Origin of the sequence: Anaerosalibacter sp. Marseille-P3206 (assembly GCF_900155565.1) — a bacterium.
Lineage (GTDB): Bacteria > Bacillota > Clostridia > Tissierellales > Sporanaerobacteraceae > FUHM01.
Genome location: NZ_FUHM01000002.1, coordinates 921713 through 934716, shown reverse-complemented (window position 1 = coordinate 934716; position 13004 = coordinate 921713). Strand labels below are relative to the sequence as shown.

The window sequence follows — 13004 nt, the reverse complement described above, 5'->3', positions numbered from 1 at the left end:
AGGAGGTAGTGTAATGGTTAAAAAAGTTGACCACATAGGGGTAGCAGTAAAAAACTTAGATGAAACCTTAAAGTTTTATGAAGGAGTACTAGGTTTAGAATGTGGAGGAACTGAAGTTGTAGAGGAACAAAAAGTTAAAGTAGCATTTCTTCCAATAGGAGACACAGAAATAGAGCTATTAGAATCTACAGATGAAGAAGGACCTATCTCTAGATACATAGAAAAGAAGGGAGAGGGCATCCAACATATAGCTTACAGAGTTGATGACATTGAAAAAGCTATAGAAGAAATGAAAGCTAAGGGGATTAGAATGATTGATGAAAAACCTCGCTATGGAGCAGGTGGGGCAAAAATTGCTTTCCTACATCCAAAGAGCACTTATGGAGTTTTAGTTGAACTCTGTGAAAGGGACTAATGACCAAAGGAGGGTAAAAATGAAAGATAAACTTGAGAATCTTCTCAAAGCCAAGGAAGAACTAAAACTTGGTGGAGGGGAAAAGAGAATTGACAAGCAACACAAATCAGGTAAAAACACAGCAAGAGAAAGACTAAATTTACTTTTTGATGAAGGAAGTTTTGTAGAAATCGATGCTTTTGTAACACACAGATGTACTAATTTTGGTATGGAAAAGGTAGAAGCACCAACTGATGGAGTTGTAACAGGTTATGGTACTGTAAATGGTAGACTTACTTTTGCCTATGCGCAAGATTTTACAGTATTAGGTGGTTCCCTTGGAGAAATGCATGCCAACAAGATTTGCAAAGTTCAAGATATGGCAGTTAAAATGGGTGCACCACTAGTTGGAATCAACGATTCAGGTGGAGCTAGAATCCAAGAAGGTGTAGATGCACTTTCAGGATATGGAAAGATATTCTATAGAAACACATTAGCTTCTGGTGTTATACCACAAATATCTGTAATAATGGGACCTAGCGCAGGAGGAGCAGTATATTCTCCAGCACTTACTGATTTTATTTTTATGGTTGAAAAGACTAGTATGATGTTCATCACTGGTCCTCAAGTTATAAAAACTGTTACAGGTGAAGAAGTAAGTCAAGAAGAATTAGGTGGAGCTATGACTCATAATAGGACAAGCGGTGTAGCTCACTTTGTAGATAGTACTGAAGAAGCTTGTATTGAAAGAATAAAGAAATTATTAAGCTTTTTACCATCAAACAACTTAGAAGAACCACCTCATGTGCCTACAGATGATGATTTAAATAGAATGGAAGACAAATTAAACGAAATAGTTCCAGACAATCCAAACAAGCCTTATGACATGAAAGATATAATAATTAGTATAGCAGATGACGGAGATTTCTTTGAAGTACAACCTTATTATGCACAAAATATGATTACTGGTTTTATTAGATTAAATGGCAAATCTGTTGGAGTTATTGCTAATCAACCTAAGTTCTTAGCGGGTTGTCTTGATATAAATGCTTCTGATAAAGCTGGTAGATTCATAAGAACTTGCGATGCCTATAATATACCAATACTAAACTTAGTTGATGTTCCAGGATTCTTACCAGGAACAGAGCAAGAATATGGCGGAATAATAAGACATGGCGCAAAGATGCTTTATGCATATAGTGAAGCTACTGTACCAAAGGTAACACTTATAGTTAGAAAAGCATATGGTGGTGCTTATCTTGCTATGTGCAGTAAAGATTTAGGAGCAGACCAAGTATTTGCATGGCCAAGTGCAGAAATAGCAGTTATGGGCCCAGATGGAGCGGCTAATATAATATTTAAACATGATATAAAAGATGCAGACGATCCTATAGCTATGAGAGAAGAAAAGATAAATGAATATAGAGGAACTGTAGCTAATCCATATATTGCAGCTTCTCGTGGATTTGTAGATGATGTTATAGTACCAAGTACTACAAGACAAAGACTTGTAAGTGCTTTTGAAATGCTTGAAAGTAAAAGGGAAAATAGACCTGCTAAAAAGCATGGAAATATACCCCTATAAAGAGGTGATATGATTGTTAGGAGATAGCGTTACATTTGGACAAAGTTTAATAGTTACGGTTTTTAGTATGGCAATTGTTTTTTTGTCACTACTGATTATTTCTTATATAATCGATGCACTAAGAGCTGTTGCTACTAAAGATAAAGGAGTAAAGGTTAATGAAAATAAAGCTCCAGTTAAAGTAGCAAAAGAAGAAATAGTTGAAATTTCAAAGGATGAAGAAGATGATGACGAGGAATTAGTTGCAGTAATTGCAGCAGCTATTGCAGCTAGTATGGGTGTAAATGTTTCGGATTTAAATATAAAAAGTATAAAACGAATTCCACAAGGTGGACCTGTATGGTCAAGAATTGGAAGACAAGAACAAATATCTAATAGATTATAGGAGGTCTAAGGATGAAAAATTATCTTATAACTGTAAATGGAAAGCAATATGAGGTAGAAGTAGAAGAAATATCAAATGGAGTATCAGAAGAAAGGGTAGTTAGTCAACCAAAACCACAACCAAAACCAGCAGCAGCACCAGCACCTAAAGCAGCACCAAAAGAGGAAAAGAAACCAGTAAATGTTCCTGAAGGTGCAGAAACTGTAGAAGCTCCAATGCCAGGAACAATACTTAGTATAGATGTAAAAGAAGGAGATCAAGTAAAAGCAGGACAAATATTAGTAATATTAGAAGCTATGAAGATGGAAAACGAAATAGTAGCTCCTAGAGATGGAAAGGTGGCAGCTATACTTACTAATAAAGGCGCTTCTGTAAATACAGGCGATAAATTAGTGTCAATTGAATAACACTAAAGAAAGGAAGGTAAACTAAATGTTACTTGAAATACTAACAGAGTTCTTGCAAAGCACTGGATTTGCTGCAATGACATATAAAGAAGTGATAATGATTATTATCTCTTTTATACTTCTTTATTTAGCCATAAAAAAAGAATATGAACCTCTCCTTTTAGTACCAATAGCCTTTGGAATGCTTTTAGCTAATTTGCCACTAGGTGGACTTATGGATCCACCAATAGTAGAAGTAGTTGAAGATGCTACGGGGGCACTAGTTCCACAGACTAAACAGGTTGGAGGACTATTGTATTACCTATACCAAGGGGTTAAACTTGGGATATATCCACCACTTATCTTCATGGGAGTAGGTGCAATGACAGATTTTGGACCACTTATTGCAAATCCTAGAAGTATACTATTAGGTGCAGCAGCTCAATTTGGAATTTTCTTTACTTTTATTGGAGCTATTGCATTAGGATTTACAGGACCACAAGCGGCAAGTATAGGAATAATCGGTGGTGCAGATGGACCTACAGCACTATATTTGACAAGTAAGTTGGCACCAGAGTTGCTTGGACCAATAGCAGTAGCAGCTTATTCTTATATGGCTTTAGTTCCTATTATACAACCACCAATTATGAGGGCTCTTACTACAAAAGAAGAAAGACAAATTGTTATGGGACAATTGAGACCGGTTTCAAAGAAAGAAAAAATCATATTCCCAATAATAGTAACAGTATTTGTTGTATTACTTCTTCCTTCAGCAGCACCACTAATTGGAATGCTTATGATGGGGAACTTGCTTAGAGAATCAGGAGTAGTTGAGAGACTTTCAAAGACAGTACAAAATGAACTAATTAATATAATAACCATATTCCTTGGTACTACAGTTGGAGCAACAGCAAATGCAGAGACATTCCTTTCACCTTCAACTATAAAAATAATAATATTAGGACTTATTGCATTCTCACTAGGAACTGCAGCAGGATTAGTATTCGGAAAGATAATGTGTAAAGCAACTAAGGGCAAGATAAATCCGCTTATAGGTGCAGCGGGAGTTTCAGCAGTACCTATGGCAGCAAGGGTAGTTCAAAAAGTTGGACAAGAAGAAAACCCAAGAAACTTCTTACTTATGCATGCTATGGGACCAAATGTTGCTGGTGTAATAGGTTCTGCAGTAGCAGCAGGATTATTATTGATGTTCTTTGGATAAAAAAAGTGGAGGAATTCCTCCACTTTTTTACATAATTCATTGTTTAATTATTAACAATTCTTAATAACTATTGAAAAAAAACAAAAAACAAATTAAAATGATTTAGGAAGAATGTAAGGCTAGCATCCATAATGGAGCTGGACTATTCCTTCAAATAATATTAAGCATCGTCTGGTATCTAAAAAAGAACTAGAACGGAGGTATAAAAATGAAAAAGAAAAACTTTGACGTGAAGAAAATGGCCGTAGTGGGAGTTCTAGGTGGTATTTCTGTTGCCCTAGGGCTTACTCCTCTTGGGTTTATACCAGTAGGACCTACTAAGGCTACTATTATGCACATTCCTGTCATTATTGGAGCTATAATGGAAGGGCCTGTTGTTGGAGGATTAGTAGGATTAATATTTGGGCTATTTAGTATTTTACAAGCATTTATGAATCCAACACCCGTATCATTTATGCTTTACAATCCATTAATATCGGTATTACCTAGAGTTCTCATAGGTATAGTCTCTTATTATGTATATATATTGTTTAAAAAAATGGGTCAAAAGGCTTCAAGAATGACTTTATATACTATATGGGTAGCTACATTAGTTTATTTAGTTCAAGCTAGTGTTAAAAGCCTTAATAGTGATATTAGCATGTGGATAAAGTTATTTAATATATTGCTTATAATTCTAACTATATTTGTGGGATACTATTCTCATAAGAAACTAAAAGGAAATGCAGTAGAACTTGTAGTATCAGCAGCAACTGGAACTCTTACAAATACCGTTGGTGTACTATCAGGTATGTATTTTATATATGGTGAAGAGTATGCATTAAAACTAGGTTTAGATCCTGCAACTGCAGGAAAGGTAATTTTAGGAATAGGTATAACAAATGGAATCCCAGAGATAATAATAGCCATGATAATTGTAACCAGTGTTGTTGCATCTCTAAAAAAGAGCGTTTAATATTAGGTGGTGAATATAATGTTGTTAGTAATAGATGTTGGAAATACAAACATTGTTCTAGGTGTATATGATGGCAAAGAGTTAATCAATGATTGGAGAATAGCTACAGATAAAGATAAGACCTCTGATGAATATGGACTACTTTTAGAACAGATTTTTAAATATCATGGACTATGCCCTAAAAATGTGAAAGATGTCATTATTTCTTCTGTAGTACCAACACTTATGTACACTTTAGAAGCTATGAGTAAGAAATATTTTGATTGTAATCCCCTTATAGTAGGTCCGGGAATTAAGACAGGTATGAATATTAGATATGACAATCCAAAAGAAGTTGGAGCAGATAGAATAGTTAATGCAGTTTCCGCTTACGAAAAATATGGTGGTCCAATCATTATTGTAGATTTTGGGACAGCTATTACATTCTGCGCAATATCTAAAGAAGGTGACTATTTAGGAGGTGCTATTGCACCAGGAATTAGAATTTCTAGTGAAGCGTTATTTTTAAGAACTGCCAAGCTACCAAAAGTAGAATTAGTCAAACCTGAAAAGGTTATTTGTAAAAATACAGTTAATAGTATTCAATCTGGTCTTGTGTATGGATATGTGGGACTAGTAGACAATATTATTGGAAGAATGAAATATGAATTAAAAGACGAAGGTGTAGTTGATAAAGTAGTAGCTACAGGAGGATTTGCAAGCTTAATAGCTAGTGAAAGTGAGCATATTAATAGGATAGACAAATTATTGACATTAGAAGGATTGAGAATAATATATGAAAGAAATAAGTAGCCTTAAGGCTACTTATTTCTAGATAAGGGGTGATTTGGTGAAGATTGGAGAAATAAAACTTAAGAACAATGTATTTTTAGCTCCCATGGCAGGTGTAACTGATGTATCTTTTAGAATCATATGCAAAGAAATGGGAGTTGGACTTTTATATACTGAAATGATTAGTAGCAAAGGACTATTTTATAATGACAAAAAAACAGAGGAACTCACCCTAATCGATAGAAGAGAAAGACCAATAGCTATGCAGATCTTTGGTTCTGACCCATGTATTATGGCTAAGATTGTTGAAGAGAAGCTTAATAATCGAGAGGATATAGATATTATTGATATAAATATGGGCTGTCCAGCTCCTAAAATAGTAAAGAATGGAGATGGAAGTGCTCTATTAAAGGATCCATCCTTAGTCGGCAAGATAGTACATGAAGTAGTTAAAGTTTCAAAAAAGCCAATTACAGTGAAAATTCGTAAAGGTTGGGATAGTTCTAGTATTAATGCTGTGGATATAGCAAAAATTGTTGAGAAGGAGGGCGCTAGTGCCATAACTGTTCACGGTAGGACTAGAGATATGTTTTATTCTGGAGAAGCTGATTGGGACATAATAGGTGAAGTTAAGTCAAATGTAAAAATACCTGTAATAGGCAATGGAGATATATTTACACCTGAAGATGGAATAAGGATGTTAAAGCATACAAAATGTGATGGGATTATGGTTGGACGTGGTTCAAGAGGTAATCCTTGGCTTATTAAAAACATTATTGAACTTATAAATGGGAAAGATGTAGTCTATCCGAGTTATGAAGATAAGATAAAAAAGGCTATAGAACATTTAGAATTATTATGCCAATTCAAGGATGAAAGAATTGCAGTAAGAGAAATGAGAAAACATATTGCATGGTATATAAAGGGTATTAAGGATTCGGCACGAATTAAAAATCAAGTGAATACAATAGAAACAGTATATGATATGAAAAAACTATTAATTGACTATGTAAATGCTATAAAATATTAATGTTTTTCATAGAATACCCATACTACATGGCACATATAATACTATACTAATAATTCACTAAAAGGAAACAGAGAACCGTGTTTCCTTTTAACGAGGGGGATTGAAATGTTTTGACTTTTTATATGTTATTTATCCAAAAAAATATTTAAAACATATGAAAAAGGGTATTTTAAAGTATGTGCCTGATAAATGGTTTAAAAGAAAAAAACCTAGATTTGTAACAAATTTTACTGATCATAATGGAGTGATAGTTGGAAAGGGCGTTGGGATTTTTACTGATTACAATGAACTAACTAAAGAAGAGTATATACAAGGGATAATTAGTATTAATAAAATAAAGTCAGATGAAGATAAGTTCTTGGTGTTAGATAATTTATATTTATTAACAGTAGAAGATATAAACTATATAGAAAATGAAACAGGCCTTAGTGTAATTGATGGAAAAGACGCTAGGGTATATTTTTTAACTTATGTACTAAAAGAGATACACAATTTTCTTGGTGAGGATTTGACCAAAAAAGAAATACTTATAATAAGTGATGAAAGTTCTAAAACCTATAAGCTAATATTAAATCTATCTAAAGAAGTAAGGTTTTTAACCGTTACAGGAGAAGACGAAGAAGAAATAAAACAAATAGCAGAAGATGTTTACAATAATACTGGATTATCAATATTTTTCAGTAAGAATATCAACAGGATATTGACAAATTATAATATTATTATTAATCTTAAAGATAATGTATCTTTAGATTTAAAAAATATAAGAAGTAAGACAATAATATTTGATTTAAGTTTGGAAAAGAATTTGTCAAAGGCATTAGAGAAGTTTAATAGTAGTTTGGTCATAATTAAGGATTTTTTATTTACTTATGATCACTTCATAATGGAAAGTGAATTATTTGAAGACAAAGGAGAGATACCTTCTTACAAATATGAAGCTTTTAAGGATTATAATGTTGATGATTTTGAGAAAGTAGTAGTACATGATAAAGATTACTCTATAAAAGAATTAGTTGATAACAAAATTAGGTATAGAATACCTATCAAAGGGCTTGACAATAAAAAGTAGCTAAACTATAATAGTCACCATATAAAGAGTATTGGGAACCATTTTTGTATTTATATGGTCAAGGTAAAATGCCTAAATATAATTGAAAGGGAGAGGGCAAATGGTTGAAAGAAGTGTTTTTTTAACTGTTGATGGTTTGAAAAAACTTGAAGACGAGTTAGATGAATTAAAAACAGTAAGAAGGAAAGAAGTTGCTGAGAGGATTAAACAAGCGCTGGCTTTTGGAGATATAAGCGAAAATTCAGAATATGATGAAGCGAAAAATGAACAGGCTCAACTTGAAGAGAGAATCGTTAAAGTTGAAACTATGCTTAGAAATGCTAAGATTATTGATGATGAAGATATAACTACAGATAGAGTTAGTATTGGCTCAAAGGTATTAGTTAAAGATTTGGAATATGACGAAGAAATAGAGTATACTATAGTAGGGGTAGCAGAGTCTGATCCTTATGAGGGTAAAATTTCAAATGAGTCTCCTGTAGGAAGTGCATTATTAGGTAGTAAAAGTGGAGATACAGTAGAAGTACATGTTCCAGATGGAATAATCAAGTATGAAGTTATTAGTATTACAAGATAAGGAGGTCTATTAATGTCAGGAACGGAAGAAAATCTTAATGAAATGCTGATTTTGAGAAGAGAAAAGTTAAATAAACTTATAGATGAGGGTAAGAATCCATTTCTTATTGAAAAATATGATTTTTCTCATTACAGCTCTGATATAGTAAATAATTTTGAAGAATTTGAAGAAAAAAATGTATCCGTTGCCGGTAGAATCATGTCCAAGAGAGGACATGGAAAGGTAATGTTTGTAGATTTACAAGATAGTGAAGGAAAAATCCAGTTATTTGTTAAAAAAGATGCTCTTGGTGATGAGGAATATGAAACATTTAAAACTTATGACATTGGAGATATTGTAGGTGTAAGAGGAGAAGTATTTAAAACAAAAACTCAAGAAGTATCTATAAGAGCAAGTGAAGTTACTCTATTGTGTAAATCACTACAAATTTTACCTGAAAAATTCCATGGTTTAAAAGATCCAGATTTAAGATATAGACAAAGATATGTGGATTTAATAGTTAATCCTGAAGTTAAGGAAACATTTATATTGAGATCTAAGATTATCAAGGCTGTAAGGGAATACTTAGACAATAGAGGTTTCATTGAAGTTGATACACCTATACTTAGCCCTATAGCTGGAGGAGCAAATGCAAGACCTTTTATAACTCATCACAATACACTAGACATTGAAATGTACTTAAGGATTGCCAATGAATTATATTTAAAGAGACTTATTGTAGGTGGATTTGACAAAGTATATGAAATGGGTAGAATGTTTAGAAATGAAGGCATGGACTACAAACATAATCCAGAATTTACAAACATTGAATTATATCAAGCTTATGTAGACTATGAAGAGATGATGAGACTAACAGAAGAATTAGTTGCATATGCAGCAGAAAAGACTCTTGGAAGTGCTAAGATCAATTATCAAGGAAAAGAAATTGATTTGACTCCACCATGGAGAAGACTTGATATGGAAGATGCTATAAAAGAATATGCTGGAGTAGATTTCAGTGAAATAAATACTGATGAAGAAGCTCTAAAAATTGCTAAAGAAAAAGGGATAGAATTAAAACCTGGTATGACTAGGGGTCATGTAATAAGTGAAATGTTTGAAGAGTTTTGTGAAGAACATTTGGTACAACCAACTTTTGTTATTGGTCACCCAGTAGAAGTATCACCTTTAGCTAAGAGAAATCCAGATGACCCAAGAAAGACTAATAGATTTGAAGCATTTATAAACACTTGGGAAATTGCAAATGCATTTAGTGAATTAAATGATCCTATAGATCAAAAACAAAGATTTGTGGATCAGTTAAAACAAAAAGAACTAGGGGATGACGAAGCTCATATGATGGATACTGACTTTGTAAATGCCCTAGAAGTAGGCTTACCTCCAACAGGAGGATTAGGAATAGGTATAGATAGGATGATAATGCTATTGACAAATCAATCAAGCATTAGAGACGTAATACTATTCCCAACAATGAAGCCTGTAGAAAAAGACGAAGAATCAAATAAAGAAGAATAGATAATAAAGCCTGACCTTAAACTTAAGGTCAGGCTTTTAAATTGCAAGTGTTAAAAGTATTATGATAAAATATATGTAATAGATTTAAACTGGGGGGATATTTGATGTATACTCTAGATCAATTAAAATACATTGTATCTCAATGTAAAATGTGTGAACTATATAAAGAAAGAAACAATACTGTATTTGGAGAAGGAAACCCTCATGCTAGGATAATGTTCATAGGAGAAGGGCCAGGATACTACGAGGACCAGATGGGGAGACCCTTCGTTGGAAAAGCAGGTCAACTTTTAGATAAGATGCTATCTTCTATAGAACTTAAAAGGGAAGATATATATATTGGCAATATAGTGAAATGTAGGCCACCAAACAATAGAAATCCCCTAGAAGTCGAGAGCAAAGTTTGCATAGAATATTTAAGATGGCAAGTAAAGTTAATAGATCCTGATATAATAGTTTGCTTAGGAGCAGTAGCAGCTAGGAATATAATAAGTCAAGATTTTAAAATATCAAAAGAAAGAGGAGCTTGGATTAAAAAAGGCAAATTTCATATTATGGCTACTTATCATCCAGCAGCGCTACTTAGAGATGAAAGTAAAAAAAGAGATTCTTGGGAAGACCTTAAGAGTTTAAGAGCAAAATATGAAGAAATATTAGATGTAGAAAAGAGAGGATGAGATATTTGTTAAAGCAACAAAGGATAGATAGATTAAATAGAAAAATATTAGAAGAATATAGTGAACAAAAAATTGTTTTAGGGCATGGGAATATAAATAGTTCTATAATTCTTATAGGAGAAGCACCAGGGTCAAATGAAGTAAAACTTCAAAAACCATTTGTGGGCCAAGCGGGTAAAAACTTTGATGAATTCTTAGAAATACTTGAAATTGATAGAGAAGAGGTATATATAACTAATGTCGTAAAGTATAGACCAACTAAGAAAAGTTTAAAGACTCAAGGGGTAATCAACAGAACCCCTACGAAAAAAGAAATAGAATTATTTAAGGGATATTTATTAGAAGAGATAGATATTATTAAGCCTAAGATTATTGTGCCCCTTGGAAACACACCTCTTAAGGCTTTGTTTCAAAAAGAACACAAAATAAGCGAAGTCCATGGAACTCTATTTAATATATCTATTAATGAAATAGACTATAATGTGTATCCTCTTTATCATCCAGCAGCGGTTATATACAGGCGGGAACTAAGAAAAGTATATGTGGATGATTTAAAGAAATTGAAAAAAATAATATAAATTTTAAAAAAGGTGTTGACTTTTATATAAAAACAGTGTAGTATTAATACTTGTCACCAGGAAATCTTAAAAAAAGATTTGGTGATAAGATAAAAAAAGTTGTTGACATCAGATGAAAAAACTGATATAGTATTAAGAGTTGGCGGCAACGTCAACAATGAACTTTAAAAACTAAACAGTGAACAGCAAATCCTTGAGTTTATTAATTTTAAATAATTTGTTCAGGTAAAACTTTTTTATGAGAGTTTGATCCTGGCTCAGGACGAACGCTGGCGGCGTGCCTAACACATGCAAGTCGAGCGAAGGATATATGAGGAAATCTTCGGATGGAATCATATAAACTTAGCGGCGGACGGGTGAGTAACGCGTGAGGAATCTGCCTTGCACAAGGGGATAGCCTCGGGAAACCGGGATTAATACCCTATGACACTTAAGATTCGCATGAATTTTAAGTTAAAGCGCTTTAGCGGTGCAAGATGGCCTCGCGTCCCATTAGCTAGTTGGTAAGGTAAAAGCTTACCAAGGCTACGATGGGTAGCCGGCCTGAGAGGGTGACCGGCCACACTGGAACTGAGACACGGTCCAGACTCCTACGGGAGGCAGCAGTGGGGAATATTGCACAATGGAGGAAACTCTGATGCAGCGACGCCGCGTGAGCGATGAAGGTTTTCGGATCGTAAAGCTCTGTCCTAAGGGAAGATAATGACGGTACCTTAGGAGGAAGCCCCGGCTAACTACGTGCCAGCAGCCGCGGTAATACGTAGGGGGCGAGCGTTGTCCGGAATTATTGGGCGTAAAGGGTGCGTAGGCGGCCTTGTAAGTCAGATGTGAAAGATCACGGCTTAACTGTGGTAAGCATTTGAAACTGCAGGGCTTGAGTACAGGAGAGGAGAGTGGAATTCCTAGTGTAGCGGTGAAATGCGTAGATATTAGGAGGAATACCAGTGGCGAAGGCGACTCTCTGGACTGTAACTGACGCTGAGGCACGAAAGCGTGGGGAGCAAACAGGATTAGATACCCTGGTAGTCCACGCTGTAAACGATGAGTGCTAGGTGTCGGGGGTCAAACCTCGGTGCCGCAGTTAACACATTAAGCACTCCGCCTGGGGAGTACGGCCGCAAGGCTGAAACTCAAAGGAATTGACGGGGACCCGCACAAGCAGCGGAGCATGTGGTTTAATTCGAAGCAACGCGAAGAACCTTACCAGGGCTTGACATCCCTCGGACCGAACTAGAGATAGTTCTTTCCCTTCGGGGACTGAGGTGACAGGTGGTGCATGGTTGTCGTCAGCTCGTGTCGTGAGATGTTGGGTTAAGTCCCGCAACGAGCGCAACCCCTACTTTTAGTTGCAAACAGTTCGGCTGTGCACTCTAGAGGGACTGCCGATGATAAATCGGAGGAAGGTGGGGATGACGTCAAATCATCATGCCCTTTATGTCCTGGGCTACACACGTGCTACAATGGTCAATACAACGGGTAGCGACCTCGCGAGAGGTAGCCAATCCCACAAAGTTGATCCCAGTTCGGATTGTAGGCTGCAATTCGCCTACATGAAGCCGGAGTTGCTAGTAATCGCGGATCAGAATGTCGCGGTGAATGCGTTCCCGGGTCTTGTACACACCGCCCGTCACACCATGGAAGTTGACAATACCCGAAGCCAGTGAGCTAACCGTAAGGAGGCAGCTGTCGAAGGTAGGGCCAATGACTGGGGTGAAGTCGTAACAAGGTAGCCGTATCGGAAGGTGCGGCTGGATCACCTCCTTTCTAAGGAGAATATGACCTAACACAATGAACGTTAGTGAATTGATGTAGGTCAAATGCAGTGAACGTCAAATTTAATTTGCGAAACTGCGAAGCTGT

General features: G+C 35.2%; 13 protein-coding genes and 1 rRNA gene. All 14 read left to right on the top strand.

Annotated features, from left to right (window positions below; translation table 11 throughout):
- Positions 1 to 13: 13 nt before the first annotated feature.
- The 14 genes from mce (at position 14) to BQ9840_RS05855 (ending at position 12908) form a co-directional block, all read left to right on the top strand.
- Positions 14 to 415 (top strand): methylmalonyl-CoA epimerase, encoded by a 402-nt coding sequence (gene mce / locus BQ9840_RS05920; RefSeq protein ID WP_077368906.1) that lies wholly within the window; start codon positions 14 to 16, stop codon positions 413 to 415.
- Positions 416 to 434: 19 nt separating this feature from the next.
- Positions 435 to 1979 (top strand): acyl-CoA carboxylase subunit beta, encoded by a 1545-nt coding sequence (locus BQ9840_RS05915; RefSeq protein WP_077368905.1) that lies wholly within the window; start codon positions 435 to 437, stop codon positions 1977 to 1979.
- A gap of 13 nt (positions 1980 to 1992) precedes the next feature.
- Complete coding sequence (locus tag BQ9840_RS05910) at positions 1993 to 2364, top strand: OadG family protein (RefSeq protein WP_077368904.1); 372 nt, start codon at positions 1993 to 1995, stop codon at positions 2362 to 2364.
- Between the two features lie 11 nt (positions 2365 to 2375).
- On the top strand, positions 2376 to 2771 hold the full coding sequence (locus BQ9840_RS13015) for a biotin/lipoyl-containing protein (RefSeq protein ID WP_077368903.1): 396 nt from the start codon (positions 2376 to 2378) through the stop codon (positions 2769 to 2771).
- Between the two features lie 25 nt (positions 2772 to 2796).
- The gene (locus tag BQ9840_RS05900; protein WP_077368902.1) at positions 2797 to 3972 is read left to right on the top strand and encodes a sodium ion-translocating decarboxylase subunit beta; all 1176 of its coding nucleotides are present in this window, start codon (positions 2797 to 2799) and stop codon (positions 3970 to 3972) included.
- A gap of 208 nt (positions 3973 to 4180) precedes the next feature.
- The gene (locus BQ9840_RS05895; RefSeq protein ID WP_077368901.1) at positions 4181 to 4927 is read left to right on the top strand and encodes an ECF transporter S component; all 747 of its coding nucleotides are present in this window, start codon (positions 4181 to 4183) and stop codon (positions 4925 to 4927) included.
- An 18-nt stretch (positions 4928 to 4945) separates the two neighbouring features.
- Complete coding sequence (locus BQ9840_RS05890; protein WP_077368900.1) at positions 4946 to 5719, top strand: type III pantothenate kinase; 774 nt, start codon at positions 4946 to 4948, stop codon at positions 5717 to 5719.
- 37 nt (positions 5720 to 5756) lie between these two features.
- Positions 5757 to 6728, top strand: coding sequence for a tRNA dihydrouridine synthase DusB (dusB, locus tag BQ9840_RS05885; protein WP_077368899.1), 972 nt, complete (start codon positions 5757 to 5759; stop codon positions 6726 to 6728).
- 154 nt (positions 6729 to 6882) lie between these two features.
- Positions 6883 to 7797, top strand: coding sequence for a hypothetical protein (locus tag BQ9840_RS05880; protein WP_159436085.1), 915 nt, complete (start codon positions 6883 to 6885; stop codon positions 7795 to 7797).
- Between the two features lie 100 nt (positions 7798 to 7897).
- A complete protein-coding gene (gene greA / locus BQ9840_RS05875) occupies positions 7898 to 8374 on the top strand; it encodes a transcription elongation factor GreA (protein WP_077368897.1) in 477 nt (158 codons plus the stop codon).
- Between the two features lie 12 nt (positions 8375 to 8386).
- The gene (lysS, locus tag BQ9840_RS05870; RefSeq protein ID WP_077368896.1) at positions 8387 to 9889 is read left to right on the top strand and encodes a lysine--tRNA ligase; all 1503 of its coding nucleotides are present in this window, start codon (positions 8387 to 8389) and stop codon (positions 9887 to 9889) included.
- A 104-nt stretch (positions 9890 to 9993) separates the two neighbouring features.
- Positions 9994 to 10566 carry a uracil-DNA glycosylase gene (locus tag BQ9840_RS05865; protein WP_077368895.1) on the top strand — a complete coding sequence of 191 codons (573 nt, stop codon included), beginning with the start codon at positions 9994 to 9996 and terminating at the stop codon, positions 10564 to 10566.
- Between the two features lie 5 nt (positions 10567 to 10571).
- Positions 10572 to 11144, top strand: a complete 573-nt coding sequence (locus BQ9840_RS05860) for a uracil-DNA glycosylase (RefSeq protein ID WP_234978627.1) — start codon at positions 10572 to 10574, stop codon at positions 11142 to 11144.
- A 234-nt stretch (positions 11145 to 11378) separates the two neighbouring features.
- Positions 11379 to 12908 (top strand): 16S ribosomal RNA (locus BQ9840_RS05855).
- Positions 12909 to 13004: the final 96 nt, after the last annotated feature.